Origin of the sequence: Streptomyces spongiicola (assembly GCF_003122365.1) — a bacterium.
GTDB lineage: Bacteria > Actinomycetota > Actinomycetes > Streptomycetales > Streptomycetaceae > Streptomyces > Streptomyces spongiicola.
This window is the reverse complement of record NZ_CP029254.1, coordinates 3,376,666-3,399,747: the sequence shown is the minus strand read 5'-3', so window position 1 is coordinate 3,399,747 and position 23,082 is coordinate 3,376,666. Positions and strand designations below refer to the sequence as shown.

Sequence of the window (23,082 nt, the reverse complement as noted above, 5' to 3'; positions counted from 1 at the left end):
TTCATGGATCCGAAGCTGAACGATCTGCGGGAGTGGCTGCTACGGGAGCACTCCGGGACGGTCTGTGCAGACCGGCTCCGCGTGATCGCCGACGAGCTCGCTGCTCTGACCGCCCGCGGTCTGCCCGGACCTGTGGTGGAACTCGGCTGCTACAGAGGTGCGATGGCCCTCTGGATCCGTAGCGTGCTTGACTCGCTGGGCGACCGCGACCGCGAGATCCACGTCTACGACTCCTTCCAGGGCATGCCCGCGCCCGGCGACGAGGACTCGGACCACCTGGCGGCGGGCGAGCTCCGGTCGTCCCCCGACGACGTACGCGCCACGCACACGGCCTGGGACAGGCCGACGCCGGTCATCCACCCGGGATGGTTCGACGAGACCCTTCCCAAGGAGTTACCCAGCGAGATCGCGTTTGCCTACCTGGACGGCGACTTCTACGACTCGACTCTCACGGGATTCACGCACTGCGTCCCCCGCCTCGTGCCGACGGGCGTACTCCTCGTCGACGACTACGCGGACACGGCGGTCAATCCGCGAGCCTGGGACGGGCTCCCGGGGGTGAAGCGCGCCTGCGACGCGTACTTCGGCGCACCATCGCCCGTGACCGTCGTCGTCGGCGAGGGTGATCTCGCCTTCGGCCGGTACGAGAAGCCGGGGACCCTCGGATGAGCGCAGTCCTCGTGGTGCGCGGAGCGGCGGATGCGGGTGCGATCCGCCGCGCCCTGCCCGGCGTCCTCGTGCACGATTTTCTCGACCTTAAGTGGCCTCTGCCAGCCGACACGGCCGTGGTCGTCCTGCGTTCCGGTGTCCGACTCGGCGAGCGGGAGCTCGACGCACTGCCCCGCCTGCGGCACGTCGTACGGACCGGCTCCGGCATCGACCACATCGACGTAAGCGCCCTCCAACGCCGTGGCATCACACTGCACCGCAACGCCGAGGCCGGCGCGGGCGCCGTGGGAGAGTGGGTCCTCGCCGCTGCCCTCGCCCTGGCCCGGCGGATCCCCTTGGGGCAGCACGCGCTGCTGCTCGGCCAGCACGAGAAGCATGCGTGCATGGGAGCACCACTCGGCACCCTGACCGCAGGAATCTGGGGCGCGGGCCCGGTGGGGCTGGCCGCCGAGTGGGCCCTCGCTCCCTACGTGGACCGCACGGCCTTCGCCGCGTGGCCGTCGAACTCTCCCGGTCTGCGTGAGCTGTCGCCGACAGCCCTCATGGAGCAGTCGCAGGTACATGTGATCGCTCTGCCGTTGCGTCCCACGACCGAACAGCTCATCGGCGAGGACTTCCTCGCACGTGTCACTCCGCAGCGGCCTCTGCTGATCTGCGCCGGGCGGCTGGAGACCCTCGACGTCGCGGCCTGCCTGCGGGCGCTGGCGGACGGGAGGCTCTCGGGCCTCGCCCTCGACCCGGTCGAGCGGGAGCACCTGCCACTCCTCACCGGCTCCACGACGCCGCTCAACCTCCTGGCCTCGCCCCACATCGGCGCCCAGCGCTCCGACGTGCGCGGCGCACTCGACCGATGGGCCATCGATCTCCTCAAGGAAATCACCGCCGCCGACAAGATCCTGATCGAAGGAGGGCACCGGTGAACCCATCGGCACGACTGCGCCGGGAGATCGCCGACAGAGTCGCCCAGTCTCTGCTCGCGTCCGGCGAGGCTCGTGAGGTCTGGCTGGAGGGAGCCCTCGCCTGCGGCTTCGCCCACGCGGCGAGCGACATCGACCTGCGTGGCATCGTGGACGGCACCCTTCCGGTGTGGGAGTCCCGCATCGTGGACGGCGTCCGTGTCGACCTCCAGGCGACGGCGCCGCAGCGGGCGGAGGAACTCCGTCACCTGTTCCGCTCCTTCGACGTCCGCCGCGACGACCTCAGCTCCTTCCGCCGGGTACGCGCCTCGATGCACGACCTCATGTGCCTGCGCACCGCTCTCTCCTACGGCTCCGGACGCTGGAATCCGGTGCTCGCTCCCGAGGAGCGCCAGGGCTACCGACGGTGGGCGGTCGCCGACCAGGCCGAAGTGGCGGCCAGTCTCGCCGAGGACCTGACCGGCCTCGTCGAGGACGGCCTGGCCGAATCGGTCGGCGTCGTATGCCGGAAGCTGGAGACCTGTCTCGCCGCGCTCGACTGCGCGGCGGCCGGCCATCCCGTCCTGGGCGACAAGTGGCTGCCGCTGCTCACCGGCGCGCCGCCCCGCCCGTCGATCAACCCGGCTCGCGCGGAGACGTGGGAGTGGTTCCGTCCGGTTCAGCGACGCGTGGCCAGAGCGCTCCTGGGCTGCTGGCCCGTCGACGACCCGCTGCAGAAGCCTCCCAGTCTGGGCGCCCCAGACGCCGGCTGGCTGCCCCAGCGGTACGCCGACGGGTGGTTCCTTCGCCGCGGCGACGTCCACATCCCCATCACCGGCGGACAGCTTCTCGGATGGCTGTCCGCGGTCTCCACCGATGGCGCGTAGACCGCGCCTCTCCTCCTCGGGAGGCTTCTGATGCCCGTCACCCGCACCGCCCCCACGGACCTGGAGAGTCTCTACGCCCCGTTGTCGAACACCGGGCCGGACACGGCGGTCTCCGTCATCCTCAAGCTCCGGGGAGAGACCTGCGACATCGACTGCCTGTACTGCTTCGAGAAGCGCAAGGAGGCACCGGGCGGCGCCCGGATCAACGCGGCACAGGTCCACCGCCTCGGTTCGATCTTCTCCGGGCGCCCGCTCAGCATCGAACTCCACGGCGGGGAGCCCCTGACCGCCGGCCGGGAGCGGATCGCGGAGATCCTGGACGCGCTCGCCGCACAGCCGAACGTCCTCCGCGTGAGCCTCCAGACCAACGGCCTCCGGCTCGACGACGCGTGGCTGGACCTGTTCGAGCAGCACTGCCCGGAGCTGGAGATCGGCATCTCCCTCGACGGGGACGCGCTTGGGAACTCGTGGCGCGTCGGGTACGACGGCCGCCCCACGTACCCCCGAGTGGTCGAAGCCCTGGAGCTCCTCGGCCGTCGGGAACGCAACGTCGGCGTCATCTGCGCCGTCACCCCGTACGTCCTCGGCCGGGCCTCCGAGGTCATGGAGCACCTCGCCTCCTTTCCCGCCGTGACGACGGTCAGCCTGGTGCCGTGTTTCGACGCGGCGGTCACCCGGTCGACCATGGTGGTCGGATCCCGTGCGCCGACCAGTCGGGCACTCCAGCGACGAGCCATCGGCCCCACCGGCCCGGCCTGGGCCGTCACGCCTCGGCAGTACGCCGACTTCGTGTTGGAGGCCGCCCACCACTGGGTTGCCGACGGCCTGTTCCGCCGCGTCAAGCTGGAGCCCGTCGTCTCCGTCATCCGCCGTCTGAAGGGTCTGCAGACGCGTTCCTGCCACTTCTCTGACTTGAAGTGCGACCACGTCCTCACCCTCTATCCCGACGACCGCCTGGGAAGCTGTGACGAGCTGCCCTGGCCGCAGGCCAGCCTCGCCGCACTCGGCGACATACACGCCGAGGCGGACATAGCCGGCGCCCAGGGCGGCTCTCCCTTGCTTCAGCAGGCACGCTCCTTGGTCACGAAGTGCACGACCTGCGACTACCGCGATTCCTGCGGCACAGGCTGCCCGGCGGTCCGCCTCCGCTTCGCCGCTGCGGGCGACGAAGACGCGTACTGCGACCACCGCATGCGCCTGATCGACGGCGTCGCCGCCCTCCTCGCCCAGCCGAGTTTCCCGCCCGGCGCCTCCTGTTCCCGGCTTCGCTGGCGTCCCGTCCGACCCAATGACATGCAGCACGTCGCGGCGTTCATGGCCCGCTGGGACGACCCCACTGTGCCCCGCAAGCCCGCACGCCTGCAGGTCAGCGCCCAGGGCAACATCAACACGGTCGGTCTCCCCGGCGTGCACGAGGCAGACGATCTCGACCCCCACCATCCCCAGTGGTACGAGGGCATCGAACCCGGCATCCGCCCGGTCGTCGACGCACTCACCGCAGGCTGGAACGCCATCACCTATGACAGCTGCCAAGGCCACGCGTACGCCGACCTCCCCGGAGCCGAGCCCCGCTTCCTCTCGGTCGGCATCCTGCCGCGCGACCGCGACGAGTACGCGCGTACGGCAGCGCGCCTGTGCCGGGCCGCTGACCGAGCCGAGCCCTCTCTGCCCGGGACCTGTTCCCTGGTCCTCGGCCGCAGCGAGCTCACCTGCCGCACCACCGGCCGGGCGTACCCGACGCTCGACCTCCATCTCGTACCCGCTGCCGGCATCGCACCTGCCGAGTACTTCGAGGACCTCGCCCAGGCCGTGCACGTCCTCACAGAGGCCCTGGCCGAGGCCGCCTCTGCCCCGCCGTCCACCCGCTGTGCCTGCGCGACCGAAGCCGCCCGCTCCAGCGATGGAGGCGAGCAGTGATCCACATCGCCGAGACGCTGTCCATCCGGACCGTGGAGAGCTTCCTCAAACCGAACGAGATCGATCGCCTCAACGACGTCATGGACGGCGCGCTCGGCTCCTTCGGGCGCGACCGGTACGGCGCGGGCCGCCATACGACCATCCACGAGATCCCCGGTCGCTCCCCCTCCGAGGCGCAGGACGTCTACGAGCCGGCCGGCCGGATCGAGATGACCGACATCCCGTACGAGGCGACCACCCTCCTCGACCAAGCCCTCAAGCTCCACATGGCCGCCGTCACGCGCACCCTGCCTTCGGTCACCGGCCACCGGCCATGGATCTACCTCGAATACGGCGCCGGCCAGTACATCACCCCGCATGCGGACGGCATCGCCCCCGATCCCCTGACCCGTCCCCGGCAGATCGCGGCCGCGACGGTCACGCTCACCGACCTCCAGGACACCGGCGGGGCGTTCTATGTGGAGACCACGGGCAGCGACGCCGTCTGGACCGCAGACGAGGCACCGACTGAGTCGGGTTACGCCCACGGGATGCGCTTCGCACACGACGGGACGGACATGTCCTCCCCCTGGTTCCGCACCATGCCCCGCACCCGATGGAGCGTCACACCTGCACCCGGCACGCTCGTGGTCTTCGGCAGCCAGCTCATTCACGGCACAGAACCTGTCCGTGCCGGCCGCGTCCGCAAGTTCCTCACGCTCTTCGTCTCCGAGTAGGAAGCTTCGCCATCATGACCGGACCCCGCGGCCCGCCTCACGGCCACCCGCCCCCAACCCACGGCCCCGACCAGACGAGAGAGCGAGCAGTGGCAGAAGACAAGACGTTCGACGAGTTCCTGGAGGCAGTCGCGTCCCTGCGCGACAGCGACCCTGTGCGCACCACCGCGCACACCTCCAACGCGGCCACCGAGACCTGGCTGGCCACCACGGTGCAGCCCAACGCCGCTGAGCCCACCACCGAGACCTGACCCGCCACGGGGCCGGGCCCGTCCCGGTCCGGCCCCGTTCCACCCCGGAGTCCCAGATGAGCGCTCTCTCCCCGGAAGCCCTGGTCACCGTCGGCGGAATCGCCGACCACCAGCGCCTCCGGACCAGCCGTATCGCCTCCGTACTCGGCAACCGCCTCGGCTCGTCCGCCCTCGACTACGCCGTCGCCCACCACCTCCTCGAAGGCGCCGAACATGCCGCACGCACCCGGGACGCGGACCGCCTTACCTGGTACCGGAATTGGACGGTGCGAGACCTGACCCACCTGTCGGTCGACCCGCACCTCGTGCTCAGCCCACGCCCCGCGGATCTGCTGTGCTCGGAGATCTCCGAAACCGCGTACTACCTCGTCGGCCCGGACACCGCCCCTGCCACGCCCGAGGCCCAGGTGATCATGCGTGCCGCCCTCGCCTCCGCCACCGAGCACGGCTTCAGCAGGCTGCTCACCCAGCACGCCCCCGTCATCTGCTTGCTCAAGCGCCGCCGGCTCGACGAGACCCTCCACAGCTGGGCCCTCACCCGCCTCCCAGGCACGGTCTTCACCGATTACACCGCGTACCCCGAGGTCATGGCCCGAGACCTGATCCACGAGGCCGCCCACAACTGGCTCAACGACGCCCTGGCCGCTAACAATGTTCGCCTCCCCGCCGACGTCACCTTCTTCTCCCCCTGGCGAGGCACGCGGCGTTCCGTCTTCGGCTTTCTCCACGCGTGCTGGGCCTTCTCCCTCACCGTGCTGTACGTACGGGAGGCGCGGCGCAGCGCCACGGACGCCGTCGTACCCTTCCTCGACACCCACCTGCGCCAGCAGGCGGTCCAGTTCGCTGCCGCTACCGAATGCTTGGAGCAGGCCCTCTCCTACGTGCCCGCAAACGAAATCCGTGAACGCATCGGCCGCGCAGTCGGCAAGGTCGTGGGTCCCGCGTAGCATCCGCCCAAGTTCGATGGGGGACCTGCGGTTCGCCACTACACATTTTGGATTGCGCGGAAGACTTCAGTCACGCACGGAAGATTTCAGTCGGTATTTCAGTTTACTGCTCCGAACACAACGGTGCGTGATAGGCGTTGAGCAAGGGATGCCGTCAAAGGGCTGGCATCACGAAGCCCCAGGGGGTACGCATGTCCAACGAGCCGAGCAATTTTCGAGCCTGGCTCATGCGCCACGTCGGCGAACAGTCGGCCATCGGTGACCTCGCCCGTGACGTACGGGACGACGCCGAATGGCCCGAGGGCGAACCCGAGTCGTTCGAGCTCTACAACGAGTACCTCGACTCCATGAACGCCTGTGAAGGTGCGCTGGATGCCCTTGAGAAGGCGTGGAGCCGCTACGACGGGATCCGAACATGAGCCTCGGCGGACTGAAGGCTTCCGCGCGGCGGCAGTGAGACTTCCACGGCACGGAGACTGCAGCAGGCACGTCACAACCAGGTCGACTGAAGTCTGCGGTGCGATGCGACAACCTACGCGGGGCCGAGAGGAGCCGGTTGAACTCGTCGCGCAACAGAGCTAATTCCCGGAGTGTACAAACCCAGCAGGCCGAGGACGCGGTCACTCGCGCCCTGACCAAGGTGCCCGCCAACCAGCGACGACTTACGGACGGCCGCGACACGAGGACCGTCCTCCTCGGCATGATCCGCGAGTGGGAGGAGATTCGGGGCGGCACCTTCGAGTGCAGGCTGGTCGGCAGTCGGTGGGCTCATCTGTCCGACGACTCCCTGGCGGTAGGCGACTACCGTCCGCTGGGCCTTAGCACCGACATGTGTGCCGTGAGCGACCATTCCATGGCACGCACCTTCGGATCTGGATACCGGGACTTCATTGTCGGGAACGCCGCGCCCGTGTCCTACTGGAGCGCACTCACGACACTCGACGACATGGTTCCCGTCATGCTCGCTGTCCTCGACCGCGAACTCACCGGCGGCATAGCGTGCCTGGACTGGTATCTGCAGACCTCGTGCCCACCCAGGCTCTGCCGAGAGCATCCAGCCGAGGACGGCACGCCGTTCTGCGGCTCGATGAGCTGCGCAGGAGCATCACCGGGGACGCCGTGCGACTGCTCTTGTGGGGGCGCGAACCACGGAATGGGTGAGGAGACCGTCCAGGCTCAGCGTCCCGAGGCGCCAGACTGGTCAACGGCACCGGCACCGCTGTGGCGCCCAGGCGCCGGCAGCGTAGAAGTCGATCGCGAGCATCCCCGGATCGCGGGGCGAGACCCCTTCAACAGACACGGCGCTCGTGTACGCGCTCCCTCATCGGCGTGGACCTCCACGGCGAATCACCGGTAGACGTCCCTACTCGTACGTCGCCTTCCATCGTTCCCGGTGCCGTCGATCCCCTTGTCCCAGGCCGTTCACCGTGCCGAGCGACAGCAGCGAGGCCCCGTTGTTCCACAGCCCGAGGTGATCACGATGGACGGCGAGAACGTCGTTCTCCGTAGCGAAATTCTCAGCCGGCCTGCTGAAGTACGTGGTGGCCACGAAGATCGCCACGTCGACCTTGAAATGGACCCTCGCGCCGAGCAGGTCACGAACCTCGCGGCTGGGGATCTTGCGCTTGGGCGTGTACCGCTTGCACTGGATCACCATGCTCCGCCCATCGGGAAGAGTCCCCAGGACGTCAGCACCGTTGTCGTGAGAGCCGCCGACCCTCCGAACATCCGTGCACCCATCCCGTCGGCAGAGGTCCACGACGAAGTCCTCGAACTCCCTCCCCGTCATCACGTCGACCTCAGCAAGCTTCCGACGCCCGGCCTTAACAGCCTCGTCATGCCGCCACTGCCGATCACCGCCCCGGATGAATTGATCGGTACGCCACAACCACCACCCACTGCCAGCAACGCCTCCGAGAACGAGCGCACCGACGAGATAGGGCCAGATCACGCTCCACAAGGTGACCAACACGACGAGGCCGAGGCCCCCGGCGGTAGCGCCGACCTTGAACCGCTGCTGGCGCCGCTTGCGCGCAGCCGATACCCGCCGCTTCCGTGCCGCCGCCATGACCCTCCCTTTGGTCCGGCACAGCAGGATCAAGGAGGAGGCACCGAACCGTAAGGGCGCCGATCAGCCAATGGCTGACAACCGGTACTTCGCTCATCCGCCTATAGTCGGCTGCGCCACCGTCAGCCAACGAACGCCCGTCAGGCGCCCCCAGCGCCGTCGAAGTGTTTCGCAACGCCCTCAGCGTCACCGCGGCCGAGGCGGCCAGCCGGAGTGCACCACCGACAGTTCACGTCCTGGCGGGGGTCTTGCAGGTCGCGCTGGCGAGTACGGGGGCGATGAATGACGGCGGCGTGATCGTGGTCGTCATGATGCAGGCCGGTGGCGGCCAGAACGAAGTGGTTGAGTGCCTCGGCAGCTGCGAGGGTGTTGAGTGTGATGACGCTGGGGGCCGGGACAGCGGGGACGTAGCGGGCGGCGTCCCGTTCGGCTTTGGGGTGCATGTCGATCGCGAGCTGAGTGGAGTCGATGAGCCGGTTGCACCACAGGCAACCGTCGCCCGGGAGCATGATCCGGGTGGCGGTGTGGATCTGGCCGACGCAGCCGGCGGAATCGACGGGGATCTTGACGCCCACTTGGACGCCTGGGATGAGGAACTGCTGAACGGTGGCGTTGACCCAGTGGCGGGCGGATGCGCTGTCGGCGGCGAGGAAGATCCAGTCGCAGAGCGCCAGCTCCTTGAGGGCCTCGGGGTGCTCCACGCGTGTGGCCTTGGGGATCAGACGAATGCGGGGATTGGCGCGCTGCGCGTTCCGGGCCGCGAGGTCGGTCTTGAGCCGGCCGATGTCGTCCTTTCCGGAAGCTACGAGGCGAGGCAGGTTGGATGCCTCGATGGTGTCGTCGTCGATGAGGACGAGCGTGCCAACCCCCAGGCGGGCAAGTTCTTCGACGAGGATGCTGCCGACACCACCCAGGCCGACGACCGCAACTCGGAGCCGGTTCAGCGTCTCCTGCCCGATGTCGCCCAGGAGCCGGGCCTGCCGATCATGGTCCGGCCCGGCGGGTGTGGCAGTGGCCGGACAGGGGCGAAGGCGCAGCAGATTGCCTCCCGGGATCACGGTCTCGGTCAGGGGTGTGCGGCTGCCGTCGGCAAGCCAGAGGTCCCCCGCAGCGGCGTGTGGTGTAAAGACGAGCCCACCGACCGTCTGTCCGGTGATCTGCCGCAGGGCCGGATACCCACGCTCATGGCTCGCGGTGTCGACGGAGGAGAAGCGAACCCGATCCAGCCCCGCATGGGCATGGACCGCAAGGTAGGCCGCAGATTCGTCACGGGCACGGACTGCCGCATCCCGGACAAACGATGGGGCGAGAGCGCGGTGGCCGTACTCACCAGGGATGTAGTCGGCGTCATTGGTGGCCGTGATCAGGTCATAGGCCAGCAGCCGCGGGCCTCGCGCCCCTTCGGCATGGCCGGCCAGCAGCACGGCCCCACCGCCAGCCGGGAACAGATGCGCAGACAATTCCGTCCAGAGGCGGTGGGGGATGGTCAGACTCCATCCCTCGGCGGGCGGGTTCACTGGTCGGCGAGCCACCGGCGGATCCTTTCGGCCTTGAGTGCCGCGCTGTCGATGGCCCCGTCACGACGGCTGGAACGGCGCGAAATCTGCAGTGCGGGCTGGCCGCGCCAGCCCGTCGACTGGACTGCCGGTCCATGGGACTGCCCGTCGGTACGGGAAAGCGGCCCGACGTAGTGCCTGAGTTCCGCAGTTGGTAGGCATGCGGATGAGTCGAAAACAGAGATTGAGCTGCGGAAACGTCGGGATGGCGCCCGTGCGGGCGTGTGCCCACGTGGGCACGTTGTGGCTGGTCAGGCCGGGTCTGCGGCGGTGATCCGTGGCGGCGGTTTGATGCCGCAGGCGCGGTAGAGGGCGGCCTGCTGGCTGGTGAGCGGGGTGGTCTGGGTGATCTGTCCGGCGTCGCCGGTGAGGGTGACCTCGTGCACGCGGCCGAGTTCGGTGCTGATCCGGTTCCAGGTCTGTCCGGTGCGGCGTTCGGCGACGCGGATCAGCAGCAGTGCGAGCCAGCACAGCAGCACGTGGGCGCGGATGCGGTGTTCGAGACGGTGAAAGACCGGTCGTAGTTCCAGCACCGTTTTCAGATCACGAAATCCGCGCTCGGCTTCCAGGAGAGCCTTGTAGCCGACCGCGATCTCCTCGGCACTCAGGTGCGGATCGGAGCTGGTCAGCAGGTACTTGCCGTCGAGACGCTCCTCGGCCTTGACCTTGGCGCGGTCGATGGCCAGCCGTCCGTTCTTCGACGTTCTCAACCACCGCTTCAGGGTGGGGTGTTCGATCAGCGCGCACTCGGCGCGCACGTGGGCGGCCTCCGCCCGCTCCCGCGCCTTGGCTGTGGTCGCGCGCTTGGCGTCACGTTCACGCTGGGACCGGATCCGCTCCAGTTCGGCCTCGATCCGCTTGATGGCCTCCTCGCGATGGCGACGGTCGCGTTCCTCCTGGGCAGGGTTGTGGCAGATGACGAAGCGCCGGCCCGGGGCCTGGTCGAGCTTGACTTCCTTGACGCGCAGGTTGTCGCGGACGCTCTGGTAGCGGCCCTGCCGGGCGAGCGCGGCCTCGGCCAGGTCGCCTCCGTCACGCATGCGCATCCCGGCGATGTAGTGGCCGCCGGCGCGGGTGAGGTAGGCGAGATTGTCCGCGGAGGAGAAGCCGCGGTCGACCACGGTGATCACGCGGCCCAGCTTCCAGTCGCGCATGTCGTCCTTGACCTGCGGCAGGATCGCCTGGTCGCTGGTGCCGCCGGGCCAGCACCAACACCGGACCGGGACGCCCTCTTTGGTGACAGCCAGTCCGATGGTGATCTGCGGCAGGTCGTCGCGGTGGTCCTTGCTCTTGCCGTAGGCGCGGAACGGGGTCTCGCCCTCGTCGGGTTCGTCGCGTTCGAAGTAGGTATTGGTGGTGTCGAAGAACAGCAGGTCGACTTCGAGGTTGAGGAGGTTGGCGACCGCGAAGAACACCGCTTCCTGCACTTCAGCCTGGGCGTCGGCCTCCACCAGCAGGTCCATGGCCCGGTATGCCTGGTTCTCGTCCATGGCCTCCAGGCCGGGTATCACCGCGTCGCGGCCGGCCCACTCGGCCGCCGACAGCTTGGAGGCCGGGGCGATGGCACGGTTGGCGGCCAGTGCGAACAGCACGCGCTCGACGTCGGTGCGGAACCGGCGCGCGCCGAGGATCTTCTTCAGGGCGGCGTCGATCTCCAACTGCCGCCACAGGCCCTGCAGAAGCCAGACCGCCCCGAGCGGGCGCGAGCCGGTCACCTGCAGGCCGCCGCCGGCCGCCGGAGCGGCCGCGTCAGCGCCGTCCTCGCCCAGGTAGCGGTTGATCGAGGCGACCAGACGGCGCAGGCCGTCGGTGTCGAGCTGGTCCTCGCGGCCGAAATTGTGCACCACCTCGGCCTGCGTAGTGCCGCCCACCCGCCGGTTGTGCGCGAGCTGAACATAGCGAACCGTCGTGCCGTTCTTGTTCTTCCGCTGGGTGGTCCGCAAGTACATGCCCACAGCATCAACGATCACAGCAAGAAGATCAATACCTCATGGACTAGGCGTGTGCCCACGCGATTCACGCGACGCGCATGCACCGAAACACCGTGACCTGCGCAGACACTGATCGACAGACCCGTATGTGCCTACGAACTGCGGAACTCAGGTAGTGGGGATAGACGTCGGCGTCCGGGTAGGCGGCGCTGATCTGGAACCCCAGCCAGGTGGCAGCCGGAGCGTAGGAGGGACCGACCGACACGTCCTCGACGGTGACAAACACACCGCCATTGCCGTCCGGGACCACCTCGACCGGATGACCGGCGAACTGGGCCCGGATGGCCTCGACCGCTTCGGTGATCGCCGAAGCGAGGGCGCTCACGAGTTGTCGTCCGGGGGCACGGCCAGGAACTCCTGGTTCGGGTGAACCCGGATCTGCTCGTCGTCGTCGACGACCTCGTAGCGCCCGTTCCCCTGCTTGACCGACAGCTGGAAGCCAGTGTCGATCGGTACGCCCTGGGCGATCGCTGCCTGCTTGATCCCCAGGCCAGTGAACTCACGGCCGGGCAGGATCACGGGCTGGTTGTTCACGGTGATCGTGACCTCGACGGGGCGGCGCTTGTCCTGGCCGACCGTCGGCTCGATGGCGGTGTCCGTGTCCATCGCGTTCCTCTTTTCTGGTGGTACCGATGCCGCCTGGTCTCAGGCGGGCACGCCTGCGTTTCGAGATCTTCACATCGTTTGAGATGTCGAACACTCGTGATCACGCTAACACGGAGGTGTTTGAGATGTCGAACACTGATAGAAAGGAGGCAACACCCCCACACCAAGAGGAGGAGGGCGATGGCCAGGACCCGCGTGAACGTGGCCGCTCTGTACGCGGCCCTCGACGCCGCGCGGACCACGAGAGGACTCTCGTGGCGACAGTTGGCTGGAGAGGTGGGCGTCAGCCCTTCGACCATGACCCGGCTAGCCAATGGCCACCGACCGGACGTGGACGCCTTCGCCGCCCTCGTGCAGTGGCTCTCCCTGCCGGCCGAGAACTTCATGATCGATCCGGGCACCGACGTCGAGGGCAAGCCCACCGCCGAGCCGGAGCTGCTGGTGCAACTCGCCCCGCTCCTGCGCGCCCGAAGCGACCTGGGTGAAGAAGACGTGCGGTACCTGGAAGAGGTGATCGGAGCGGCAATGCGTCGGTTCTCCTCCGACCGCGACTCCCCTGTGGGGTGAGCATGGGATCTCGGTGGACCAAGAAGGCGCTCGAAGAACTGGCACTCGAGGAACGTCGACGGATCGGAGTCGACCTCCACGAGCCCCTAGACCTCACGCGCCTGACCGACGAGTGGGGTATCCGCGTGTACGGCCTGAGCGACCTCGCCGCTCATGGTTGCTCACAGGCGGCGCTGGAGTACTTCGGTTCCGCCGGTGCAGGAAAGTGGTCCGCTGCCCTGGTCCCGGCAGGGACAGGCTGCTTCATCCTCGTGAACTCCTCGCATACACCGCAGCGGCGCCGATCGAACATCGCGCACGAGATGGGGCACCTCCTTCTTGAGCACGAGTTCAGTGGTGTTCTGGTCAGCGATGGCGGGTGCCGCAACCTGGACCCGGCGATGAAGGTGAAGGAGCAGGAAGCACACGACCTCTCCGCGGAGCTCCTGATCCCCAAGTCCGCCGCAATCAAGGCCGCGTTCGACAACCTTGCCGATGACGAAGTCGCTCAGCGCTTCGATGTGAGCATCGAGTTCGCACGAATGCGCATGAACGCCTCGGGTGCCAGGAAGATCGCAACACGGTCCAGAGCCAAACGCCGGTAGGTGGGCCCACGCTGCATCTCGAACCGGACGCCTCGGTCTCACTAGCTGTTTCTCAACCGATCAGGTGTCTGAGCTGCATGTTTGCGGTTTGTGATCTTCGTGGGCGGGTGTGCAGGGTGGTGGTGTCTTCGTTGCCGAGCCCGGAGGTTCTGCTGTGCCCACGCCCGCCGCTGTCATGACGCGCCGACTGCGCGCCTTCGAAGCCCGTGCCGTCGAGCTCCGGCAGCGGATCACCGCTCTGGAGGAGGAAGCGGCCCAGGTGGACAGGGAGATCGCCCGCTGGCGTATCGGCAGCGAGATCTGGGACGAGGTCGAACAGGAACTGCGCGGTGATGCCGGTGTGGCTGCTGTTTCCTGCAGCCCGTCCGACAACAGGGAGGCGCCGGCCGACGCGGAGGTAGGGAGCCCTGCCGGCGCAGGTGCCGGCGCTGGAACCGGAGCCGGAGGTGAGTCGCGGTATGTGCCGCAACGGCAGGAGGACTCCGATCCCAGCAGGCTGCCCGGCCTCTACTCGAAGATCGTCGAGTTCGTGAGGGAAGCGCAGGAACCGGTGCGGGCTCGGGAGGTGGCCCAGGCATTGTTCGGTGAGGGGGCCGGTCGCAGTCGGCAGGAGGGTGTGCGCTGTCAGCTCAAGCGGCTCGTCCAGCGGGACTGGCTGACCAGCGCCGACGGCCGGGAGTTCACCGCGGCAGGATGACGGGCGCTCACACCCGCCGGGCCCGTCCGGCGGCCGCCTCGTGGTCCGCGGCGGCCAGGCGGCGGGTCATGAGGGTGACCATGGCCCACTTCACGTAGCTCTCGTGGGCGGCGGCGGTGCGCTCGTAATCACGCACCAGGCGACGGCAGTTCACCAGCCAGGCGAACGTGCGCTCGACCACCCAACGTCTCGGGATCACCACGAAGCCGGCTCTGTCGTCGCCGCGGCGGGACACCTCGACCTTCATGCCGAGGGCGTGCAGGGCCCAATCCACCAGGGCGCCCGCATAGCCGCTGTCGGCCCACACCAGACGCACCCGCGTGAACAGGGAACGCACCCGTTCCAGGAGGGCCACACCCGCGTCGCGGTCCTGCAGGTCCGCGGCGGTGACCATCACCACCAGCAGCAGACCCAGACAGTCCACGGCGATGTGACGCTTGGAACCCGACACATTCTTCGCCCCGTCGTACCCGCGCCGCTCCCCGGTCAGGGTGGAGGCGCCGCGCAGGGACTGGGAATCGACGATCGCCGCACTCGGCTCGGGATCGTCCCGCCCTTCCACGATGCGTACCTGCTCCCGCAGCCTCTCGTGCAGCACGTCCAGGAGCTCGTCCGTGTGCCAGCGATGCTGGAATGCGTAGACGGCCGACCAGGGCGGGAAGTCGGGCGGCATCGCCCTCCACTTGATGCCGTTGTCGACGAAGTACCGCACCGCATCGATCATTTCGCGGTGGCAGAAACCCTCCGGGTTGCCCCCGCGGCCACACAGCCAGCCCGGCACAGGCATCACCCGCCGGACGATCTGCCATTCCTCGTCCGTCAGATCGGTCGCGTAGACGCGGGCCCGCAGCGGCCGGTCACCGGCATTGCCGTACAAGTGAGCGAGACAGTCACACTCCGCGGCGAACCGCAGGTCGGGCAACGGACGATCGGACAGGACGACGGTAGCGTTCTGCATGACGGGGCTTTGTTCCTCGCGTGGCTGGCTTAGACAACCGACACGCTATGAACAGGGCCCCGTTCCCATGCCCACTCCCGCACTCCGTCACCTTATCCAGGACACCGTACGGGACGTCATCGAACGCCCGACGGTAGAGAAACAGCTAGTGACTACCAGTGGTGTGGCCCAAGCATGTCAGAGGGCGCCGTCAGATCGGCCGGATCAGCGGCCCTCGGTCGAGGTCCCAGCACGGGTGGCTATCCGTGGGCGCGGGGCGGTCAGCGCGACACAACCTGCACCCTGCTGCTCCACCTGACCGGGACTACGAAACCCGGTCCCGGTGCTGGCACCACGAGCTGGGCGACGACCCTTCGGGTTCTCCACGATTTCGGCAGGCCCGCTCGGTGCCCCGAGCGCTTGTCCGACCTTGCGGTCCGGTATCCGGCAGGTTCCCTCGACTGAGACCAAAACTGAGACCACGGAACGACGAAGGTCCCGGCCGCAGTGCGGTCGGGACCTTCGTTTCGGCTGGTCAGCCGTGGCGGAGGATACGAGATTCGAACTCGTGAGGGGTTGCCCCCAACACGCTTTCCAAGCGTGCGCCCTAGGCCTCTAGGCGAATCCTCCGCCGGAAACATTACATGACGCGGAGGAGTGGTCGCGAACTCGTTCCCCGCCCTCACCATCAGGTAGTCTGTGCGCAGCCCCTCACGTGGCGCTATCTGACTGAACTCCCCCAGGGCCGGAAGGCAGCAAGGGTAGGTCGGCTCTGGCGGGTGCGTGGGGGGCGCTTGCGTTCCGGTGCGGTGGTCGCCGCGCCGTCGTCGTACTTCCGGACGTTCCGGACGCCGAATCCGGGCCGGCCCGCACGCAGCTCCCGGGCCGGTGCCTGGCCCCGCGACCGGCCCGGGGAGGAGTACGACCCTGGGAGTTCCGGGGCGGCGTCTGCGGCTCCCGGGCCCGTGGCCACGTCGCTAGCGGACCGGTGGTTCCCCGGTGGCCGCCGTGGTTGTCGGCGGGCCCCGATAACCTCGTATGCGTGTCGTCCCTCGCGCTGTACCGCCGCTACCGTCCCGAGTCCTTCGCCGAGGTCATCGGGCAGGAGCATGTCACCGACCCGCTGCAGCAGGCGCTGCGGAACAACCGGGTCAATCACGCGTATCTGTTCAGCGGGCCCCGCGGATGCGGGAAGACGACCAGCGCCCGCATCCTCGCTCGCTGCCTCAACTGTGAGCAGGGCCCCACTCCCACCCCCTGCGGCGAGTGCCTGTCCTGTCGGGACCTGGCGCGCAACGGGCCGGGTTCGATCGACGTCATCGAGATCGACGCCGCGTCGCACGGTGGTGTGGACGACGCCCGTGAGCTGCGGGAGAAGGCGTTCTTCGGTCCCGCGTCGAGCCGGTACAAGATCTACATCATCGACGAGGCGCACATGGTCACCTCGGCGGGCTTCAACGCCCTGCTGAAGGTGGTCGAGGAGCCGCCGGAGCACCTCAAGTTCATCTTCGCGACGACCGAACCCGAGAAGGTCATCGGGACGATCCGGTCGCGTACGCACCACTATCCGTTCCGCCTCGTGCCCCCGGGCACTCTCCGGGAGTATCTGGGCGAGGTGTGCGGCAAGGAGCGGATCCCGGTCGAGGACGGGGTCCTTCCGCTGGTCGTGCGGGCCGGCGCGGGTTCGGTGCGTGACTCCATGTCGGTCATGGACCAGCTGCTGGCCGGTGCGGCGGACGACGGTGTGACGTACGCCATGGCGACGGCCCTGCTCGGGTACACCGACGGATCGCTGCTGGACTCGGTCGTGGACGCCTTCGCCTCGGGCGACGGCGCCGCGGCGTTCGAGGTCGTGGACCGGGTCGTCGAGGGCGGCAACGACCCTCGTCGTTTCGTCGCGGACCTGCTGGAGCGGCTGCGTGACCTGGTGATCCTCGCCGCGGTGCCGGACGCGGCAGGGAAGGGGCTCATCGACGGGCCCGCCGACGTGGTGGAGCGGATGCAGGCCCAGGCCCAGGCATTCGGCGCCGCCGAACTCAGCCGCGCCGCGGACCTCGTCAACACCGGTCTGACGGAGATGCGGGGCGCCACCTCGCCCCGGCTGCAACTGGAGCTGATCTGCGCCCGGGTGCTGCTGCCCGCGGCCTTCGACGACGAGCGGTCCCTGCAGGCCCGGCTCGATCGGCTGGAGCGCGGTGCGGCCGCGGCGTTCACGGCGCAGGGTTCCGGGCCGGCGATGGGCTATGTGCCCGGGCCGGAGGCTCATGCGCCGATGGTTCCGGGCGGCGGGCCCGCCGCCGCGCGTGCGGCAGTGCGGGGTGGGGAAGCGCCCGGCGCCGAGCCTCAGCCCGTCCGACCGGAGCCGGGCCAGCCCGTCCCGCCGCAGTCCGCGCCGCCGCAGTCCGCGCAGGCTTCCCGGCAGACCGCCGAGGCGGGGCCCGCCCCGGCCGAGACCCCGCGATCTCCGTCTCCGGCCCCCGCGCAGGAGGCCACCGCCCCTCGGCCCGGCGCATGGCCGGGAGCGGCGGCCCCCGGCTCGGGTGCCCCCGCCGCCCGGCCGGGAGCCTGGCCCTCGGCTGCCGCGCCCGGCCGTTCTCCCGCTCCCAGACCTGCTCCCAGAGGTAGGAGGTCGCGTACCGGCCGAAGGCGGTGGGAGCGGGGTTTCCGGCGCCGCCGGGGCGGCCGGGGCCCTCGGAGCCGGTGTTGAAGGGCAGAAAGCGCGTGTTCCTGCCCTTGAGGGTGGTCGCGACGAAGACCAGGTCGGGATCGACGGCGAAGTTCGCGACGACCCGGCGGGTGAAGATCGGCTCGGTGGGGTCGCGGTCGGTCCGGTACTGCTCCTTGGCATGCTCGACGCCCTGACCGGTGCCGGCCCCCGCGCCCGCGGACCCGGCTCCCGCCGCCCAGCCCCAGGCCGTCGCCCCCGCCGCGGCGCAGGGAGCCGCCCAGGTGCGCAACATGTGGCCGCAGATCCTGGACGCGGTCAAGAACCGCCGTCGCTTCACCTGGATCCTGCTCAGCCAGAACGCCCAGGTGGCGGGCTTCGACGGCGCGACCCTCCAACTGGGCTTCATCAACGCCGGGGCGCGGGACAACTTCGCGAGCAGCGGCAGCGAGGACGTGCTGCGACAGGCGCTCGCCGAGCACTTCAACGTGCAGTGGAAGATCGAGGCGATCATCGACCCGTCGGGTGGGGCCGGTCAGCCCCAGCCCGCTCCGGGCGGGTCGTCCGGCGGCTACGGCGGCAGCCAGGGGGGATACGGCGGTCGGGCCGCCCCTTCCCCTCCCGCCCCGTCAGCATCCGCACCCCAGCCTCCGCCGGCTCAGCGGCCGTCCCCGCACCCGGCGGCACCCTCCTCGCACCCGGCGGGAGGGGAGGGGAGTTCGGCCTCCCGGCGGGGTCCCTCCACCGCGGACCCCGCCGGGCCCGGGGCCCGGCAGTCGCCGCCTTCGCCGCCTCCCGTCGCGCTCGAGGACGACATCCCGGAGGAGGACGATCCGGATCTGGTCGACTCGGCGCTGTCCGGACACGACCTGATCGTGAGGGAACTCGGCGCGACCGTTGTGGAGGAATACACGAACGAGTAGGCATGGCTGCCTCGGCGGCCCGCACAAGGCCACCTCCGGTGAGCGGGCTACCCTGGCTGCCGTGAAGGTCCTCGTCATCGGCGGCGGCGCCCGCGAACACGCCCTGTGCCGCTCTCTCTCCCTCGACCCCGACGTCTCCGCGCTGCACTGCGCCCCCGGCAACGCCGGCATCGCGGACGTCGCCGAGCTGCACCCGGTGGACGCCGTCGACGGCGACGCCGTCGCCGCGCTCGCCGGCCGGCTGGAGGCAGACCTGGTCGTCGTCGGCCCCGAGGCGCCGCTCGTCGCCGGTGTCGCCGACGCCGTAAGGGCCGCCGGCATCCCCTGCTTCGGCCCCTCACGTGAGGCGGCCCGGCTCGAGGGCTCCAAGGCCTTCGCCAAGGAGGTGATGGCCGCGGCGAACGTTCCCACCGCGCGCAGTTACGTCTGCACCACTCCGGAGGAGGTCGACGAGGCCCTGGACGCGTTCGGCGCACCGTACGTGGTGAAGGACGACGGGCTCGCCGCGGGCAAGGGCGTCGTCGTGACCGCCGATCTGGAGCAGGCCCGCGAACACGCGCTGGCCTGCGGTCGTGTGGTCATCGAGGAGTACCTGGACGGCCCCGAGGTCTCGCTCTTCGCCATCACCGACGGCGAGACGGTGCTGCCGCTCCAGCCGGCACAGGACTTCAAGCGCGCGCTGGACGGTGACGAGGGACCGAACACCGGGGGCATGGGGGCGTACTCGCCGCTTCCGTGGGCCGACCCGAAGCTGGTCGACGAGGTCATGGAGACGGTGCTCCAGCCCACCGTCGACGAGCTCCGCCACCGTGGCACGCCGTTCACGGGCCTGCTGTACGCGGGACTCGCGATCACCGGCCGCGGTGTACGCGTGATCGAGTTCAACGCCCGCTTCGGTGACCCCGAGACGCAGGTGGTGCTCGCCAGGCTCAGGACACCGCTCGCGAGCGTCCTGCTGAACGCGGCGAAGGGCGCCCTCGCCGACGAGCCCCCGCTGAACTGGCGCGGCGAAGCCGCCGTGACCGTGGTCATCGCCTCCCGCCACTACCCGGCCACCCCTCGTACCGGCGACCCGATCGGCGGGCTCGACGAGGTCGCCGCGCAGGACGCGCCGCAGGCGTACGTCCTGCACGCCGGAACGAGGAGGGAAGGCGACGCGGTCCTCAGCGCGGGCGGCCGGGTGCTGTCGGTGACCGCGACCGGTGAGGACCTGACCGAGGCCCGCGAACGCGCCTATGCGGCGGTGGGCCGCATTCGGCTGGACGGCTCGCACCACCGCACGGACATCGCGGCCGGCGCCGCGTCCCACTCCTGACGGGCTCCGCGCGACCCCCGCCCGGGCCATGGGGCCCGGGCCCGGTGTGCGGGGTCACGCCGCTCCCCGCCGACGGCCCCGGAAACCTCCCGGGCATGTCCCGGAACCTGCTCGGGCATGTCCCCGAACACTCCCCGAACACTCCCCGAACACTCCCCGAACACTCCCGGGAAACTCCCGGGACCCTCCCGGACCTGCTCCAAGCCCGTACGGACCGCGTCCGGACTCGCTCCGCGTCCCGGAGCCGTCCGTTTCCGGCGTCCGGCGCCGCCTCCCCGTACCGGCTGTTCCGTACCGGCTTGCCCGTACCGGCGTCCGTTCCCGGCCTCCGGCGTTCGCTCCCGGCGTCTGGTTCCGTCTGGTTTCTCCCGCCCTGTTTCCGGCGCCCTGTTTCCGGCGCCCGGCTTCCGGCCCCGGGCTTCCGGTGCCCCGTTTGCGCCGCCCGGTTCCGGCCGTCCCGCCGCCCGGCTCCGGTCGAGCCCTCCGTGCCGCTCCGCCCCCGGTGTACGTCTCCGCCCGCCCGGTCCAGTGTCGGCCCGTCCGCCCCGTCCCGTCGCCCTGCTCCCCGCATCCGGTTCCGGTTCCGGCCGCCCCGGCACCTCCCCGGGCCCGGGGAGGCGTCCTGGCGTTGGGAGCGACCCGTCCGGCGTACCCACCCCCTCGCGGCCCGTTCGTCCGACCGCCGCGCGGCCGTCCCCCAGGGGGGCGGTGCCCGGGCCTCGGCCCGGTCCCGGCCCGCTCGTCAGGGGAGGTCCGAGGGTTCGGCAGGCCACCGGTCCGCCATGTCAGCAGCTTTACCCAAAGGCATTCCATCGAGTGACCGCTGCCCCATCCGGATGACGGCCGCGAAAGCCCCAACTAGGGTGCGGCGCAGGCGTTCCGGCACTTGGCCCACCGGCATTGCGATGTCTGCGGCGGGTGCCACAGTGGGGGAGTGAGCAACACCGCCGCAGGGCAGAGGGGGTGAGTCCGGCCGTGTCCGGAACCGTTGTCGGTGAGGAGGCGGGCGCGCTGGCCGCGCGTTCCCGTGCCCTCGCCGTGCTGCGGGTGCGCAGCAGGGCACTGGCCCTGGTGCTGCTGCCCGCCGCCGTCGCCGTCGTGCTGCTCGTCGGCGAGGCCGGCGGCCGCATCGGCGGTGGCCTCTGGGACGTCGCACGCTGGGCGGTGACCGCGGTCGCCGTGGGCGTGCTGCTCGCCGGTGCCGCGGTCGCCGCCGTCATAGCCCGCGCAAGGCCCGCCGTCAGCCCGACGGTTCCGCTGACGCCGACCGCGGCCCCCGACCTGTACCGGCTGGTGGAGGACCTCGCCGAACGCATGGATGTACCGGCGCCCTCGGCCATAGCCCTCACCCCCGACTGCGACAGCTGGCTGGAGGACCGCACCCACCGTGCGCACGGCCCCCGCCGCAGCCCCCGCACCACCATCCGGGACGGCGCCCCCGTCCTGGTCATCGGCTCCCCGTTCCTGTGGTGGATGCGGGTCGCGGAGCTGCGTGCCGTGCTCGCTCCGGTCGTCGCCGGCACGGGCCCCTCGGCGCATCCCGACATAGCAGCGGCCCGCCGCTTCGTGCGCGGACTGGACGCCGCCGTCGGCCTGGCGGCCCGTCCCGGGCCCGACCCGGTGCGAAGGCTGGCGTACGGGGCCGTCGGCGGCGTCGCCCGGGTTCTGCTGCGCAGCTGCCGCGGCCATGCGGCGGAGATGGAGCGCGGCGTCGCCGCTGCCGCCTCCGAACGCGCGCAGGCCGTGGACTACGGGCTGCGGATCGTGGCCCAGGAGCAGGTCGGCCTCGCCTACGCGGGGTGGGACCGCCTGCTGACCCGGGTGGCGCTGCCCGCCTGGCAGATGGGGCGGTGGCCGAACCGGCTCGACGCGGGAGTGGTCTCGGCCCTCACCGAGCTGTCCCGCCGCGACCGGCTGGCGGAGGGCTTCGCCTCCCGGCTCGGGGAGCGTCCCGCCTGCGATCTGCTGGAGGAGCCGGGGGCCGTGGACGAGGCGGCTTCGCTGCTGGCGGCCAGGCTTTTCCATGGCGGGCCGGCCGCGATCGGGCCTGACTGGTCGCCGGTCGACTGGCAGCACTACCCCGAGGAGGTCGTCGACCGGAAGTGGCGCACCGAGGCCGCCCGGCTGCACCGGGTCCTGGACGCGATGGGGGTCCGGCCGTCCGCGGGCGTTCCCGCCGGCCCCACCCTGGCCCGTGTCGTGGAGCACCTCGCCGGTGGTTCGCGGGCGGCGCCGCCGCCCGCGAACGATCCCGCGAACGATCCCGCGAACGATCCCGCGAACGATCCCGCGAAGGTCCCGCCCGTGCCCGAGGCTCCCGGAACCGACGGGCCCGGTGCCGACCTCGCCGCCGGGATCAGCGCCGACGTGGCCCGTGAGGAGGCCGCGCGCGAGCGCTCGGCGGCGCCGTACCGGGCCGCGGACCGCGCGGGTGACGACGCGGACCTCTGGGGCACCGACCCACTGCCCCTCGTCCCGCTCCAGCCGCCGCGCACCGCGCGGGAGCTGCTGGCCGACCATGTGACCGCCATGGTGTGCTGCGCGGCCGTGGACACTGCGGGCGCCGCCCCCGGCATGGACTGGCTGGACGGTCCCGCCCTGCTCATCAACGGAGAGCGCCGCGCGGACCTGGGCACCAGGGTGCTCAGTCTGGTCGAGGACGGAGACCCGGAACCGCTGCGGGCCTGGCTCGCGAAGGCCGGCGTCCGGCCCGAGAAGCCCGTTCGGCTGGTGTGAGACGGGGCAGCCCGTCCGGCCGGTGTGGAACCGAGAAGCCCGTCCGGCCGGTCTGTATGGCAGCCCGTCCGGCCGGTGTGTGAGGGGCAGTCCGTGCGGTCGGCGTGAGACGGGGCCCGGTCGCTTCTCGCCATCTCAGGGCGGAGCATTGCGT

At 70.2% G+C, this 23,082-nt stretch carries 19 protein-coding genes, 1 tRNA gene, 1 other RNA gene and 1 pseudogene; 15 read left to right on the top strand and 7 right to left on the bottom strand.

The window, feature by feature from the left end:
* Positions 1 to 3: 3 nt before the first annotated feature.
* The 8 genes from DDQ41_RS14910 to DDQ41_RS14880 all read left to right on the top strand — a co-directional run bounded on the left by DDQ41_RS14910 (position 4) and on the right by DDQ41_RS14880 (position 6,702).
* The gene (locus DDQ41_RS14910; protein WP_109297742.1) at positions 4 to 669 is read left to right on the top strand and encodes a TylF/MycF/NovP-related O-methyltransferase; all 666 of its coding nucleotides are present in this window, start codon (positions 4 to 6) and stop codon (positions 667 to 669) included.
* Positions 666 to 1,589 carry an NAD(P)-dependent oxidoreductase gene (locus DDQ41_RS14905; RefSeq protein WP_109294935.1) on the top strand — a complete coding sequence of 308 codons (924 nt, stop codon included), beginning with the start codon at positions 666 to 668 and terminating at the stop codon, positions 1,587 to 1,589. The genes DDQ41_RS14910 and DDQ41_RS14905 overlap by 4 nt, the downstream gene beginning before the upstream one ends.
* A complete protein-coding gene (locus DDQ41_RS14900) occupies positions 1,586 to 2,452 on the top strand; it encodes a hypothetical protein (protein WP_109294934.1) in 867 nt (288 codons plus the stop codon). The genes DDQ41_RS14905 and DDQ41_RS14900 overlap by 4 nt, the downstream gene beginning before the upstream one ends.
* A 30-nt stretch (positions 2,453 to 2,482) precedes the next feature.
* Complete coding sequence (locus DDQ41_RS14895; RefSeq protein WP_109294933.1) at positions 2,483 to 4,369, top strand: radical SAM protein; 1,887 nt, start codon at positions 2,483 to 2,485, stop codon at positions 4,367 to 4,369.
* The gene (locus DDQ41_RS14890; RefSeq protein ID WP_109294932.1) at positions 4,366 to 5,085 is read left to right on the top strand and encodes a 2OG-Fe(II) oxygenase; all 720 of its coding nucleotides are present in this window, start codon (positions 4,366 to 4,368) and stop codon (positions 5,083 to 5,085) included. Before DDQ41_RS14895 ends, DDQ41_RS14890 begins: the two co-directional genes overlap by 4 nt.
* An 89-nt stretch (positions 5,086 to 5,174) precedes the next feature.
* Entirely contained in the window at positions 5,175 to 5,336 is a 162-nt protein-coding gene (locus DDQ41_RS31305) for a hypothetical protein (RefSeq protein ID WP_162602684.1), read from the top strand.
* Positions 5,337 to 5,392: 56 nt separating this feature from the next.
* Entirely contained in the window at positions 5,393 to 6,283 is an 891-nt protein-coding gene (locus tag DDQ41_RS14885; RefSeq protein ID WP_109294931.1) for an aKG-HExxH-type peptide beta-hydroxylase, read from the top strand.
* Between the two features lie 191 nt (positions 6,284 to 6,474).
* The gene (locus DDQ41_RS14880; protein WP_109294930.1) at positions 6,475 to 6,702 is read left to right on the top strand and encodes a YozE family protein; all 228 of its coding nucleotides are present in this window, start codon (positions 6,475 to 6,477) and stop codon (positions 6,700 to 6,702) included.
* A gap of 944 nt (positions 6,703 to 7,646) precedes the next feature.
* Here the strand turns inward: DDQ41_RS14880 and DDQ41_RS14875 are convergent.
* From DDQ41_RS14875 to DDQ41_RS14855, 5 genes are all read right to left on the bottom strand, one after another.
* On the bottom strand, positions 7,647 to 8,351 hold the full coding sequence (locus tag DDQ41_RS14875) for a restriction endonuclease (protein ID WP_109294929.1): 705 nt from the start codon (positions 8,349 to 8,351) through the stop codon (positions 7,647 to 7,649).
* 140 nt (positions 8,352 to 8,491) lie between these two features.
* The gene (locus DDQ41_RS14870) at positions 8,492 to 9,775 is read right to left on the bottom strand and encodes a ThiF family adenylyltransferase (RefSeq protein ID WP_262508465.1); all 1,284 of its coding nucleotides are present in this window, start codon (positions 9,773 to 9,775) and stop codon (positions 8,492 to 8,494) included.
* Between the two features lie 383 nt (positions 9,776 to 10,158).
* Complete coding sequence (locus tag DDQ41_RS14865) at positions 10,159 to 11,856, bottom strand: IS1634 family transposase (protein ID WP_109297466.1); 1,698 nt, start codon at positions 11,854 to 11,856, stop codon at positions 10,159 to 10,161.
* 67 nt (positions 11,857 to 11,923) lie between these two features.
* Positions 11,924 to 12,223, bottom strand: a complete 300-nt coding sequence (locus tag DDQ41_RS14860) for a hypothetical protein (RefSeq protein WP_109294927.1) — start codon at positions 12,221 to 12,223, stop codon at positions 11,924 to 11,926.
* Positions 12,220 to 12,504: a multiubiquitin domain-containing protein gene (locus DDQ41_RS14855; RefSeq protein ID WP_109294926.1), complete on the bottom strand. Its 285-nt coding sequence runs from the start codon at positions 12,502 to 12,504 to the stop codon at positions 12,220 to 12,222. The genes DDQ41_RS14860 and DDQ41_RS14855 overlap by 4 nt, the downstream gene beginning before the upstream one ends.
* Before the next feature lie 180 nt (positions 12,505 to 12,684).
* Here DDQ41_RS14855 and DDQ41_RS14850 point away from each other — a divergent pair, with 180 nt between their 5' ends.
* The 3 genes from DDQ41_RS14850 (at position 12,685) to DDQ41_RS14840 (ending at position 14,352) form a co-directional block, all read left to right on the top strand.
* Positions 12,685 to 13,071, top strand: coding sequence for a helix-turn-helix domain-containing protein (locus tag DDQ41_RS14850; protein WP_109294925.1), 387 nt, complete (start codon positions 12,685 to 12,687; stop codon positions 13,069 to 13,071).
* Positions 13,072 to 13,073: 2 nt separating this feature from the next.
* A complete protein-coding gene (locus DDQ41_RS14845; protein WP_109294924.1) occupies positions 13,074 to 13,655 on the top strand; it encodes an ImmA/IrrE family metallo-endopeptidase in 582 nt (193 codons plus the stop codon).
* Between the two features lie 154 nt (positions 13,656 to 13,809).
* Positions 13,810 to 14,352, top strand: coding sequence for a hypothetical protein (locus DDQ41_RS14840; RefSeq protein ID WP_109294923.1), 543 nt, complete (start codon positions 13,810 to 13,812; stop codon positions 14,350 to 14,352).
* Between the two features lie 7 nt (positions 14,353 to 14,359).
* Here DDQ41_RS14840 and DDQ41_RS14835 read toward each other — a convergent pair whose 3' ends face one another.
* Both DDQ41_RS14835 and DDQ41_RS14830 read right to left on the bottom strand, forming a co-directional pair.
* Positions 14,360 to 15,310, bottom strand: coding sequence for an IS5 family transposase (locus DDQ41_RS14835; protein ID WP_109294922.1), 951 nt, complete (start codon positions 15,308 to 15,310; stop codon positions 14,360 to 14,362).
* A 521-nt stretch (positions 15,311 to 15,831) separates the two neighbouring features.
* A tRNA-Ser gene (locus DDQ41_RS14830) sits at positions 15,832 to 15,919 on the bottom strand.
* Positions 15,920 to 15,991: 72 nt separating this feature from the next.
* Between DDQ41_RS14830 and ffs the strand changes: the two genes are divergently transcribed.
* The 4 genes and pseudogenes from ffs to DDQ41_RS14800 all read left to right on the top strand — a co-directional run bounded on the left by ffs (position 15,992) and on the right by DDQ41_RS14800 (position 22,928).
* Positions 15,992 to 16,090, top strand: an RNA gene (gene ffs, locus DDQ41_RS14825) — signal recognition particle sRNA small type.
* Between the two features lie 241 nt (positions 16,091 to 16,331).
* Positions 16,332 to 18,877: pseudogene (locus DDQ41_RS14820) on the top strand (DNA polymerase III subunit gamma and tau).
* Between the two features lie 61 nt (positions 18,878 to 18,938).
* Complete coding sequence (gene purD / locus DDQ41_RS14805; protein ID WP_109294921.1) at positions 18,939 to 20,192, top strand: phosphoribosylamine--glycine ligase; 1,254 nt, start codon at positions 18,939 to 18,941, stop codon at positions 20,190 to 20,192.
* Positions 20,193 to 21,167: 975 nt separating this feature from the next.
* Positions 21,168 to 22,928 (top strand): M48 family metalloprotease, encoded by a 1,761-nt coding sequence (locus tag DDQ41_RS14800; RefSeq protein WP_109297741.1) that lies wholly within the window; start codon positions 21,168 to 21,170, stop codon positions 22,926 to 22,928.
* Positions 22,929 to 23,082: the final 154 nt, after the last annotated feature.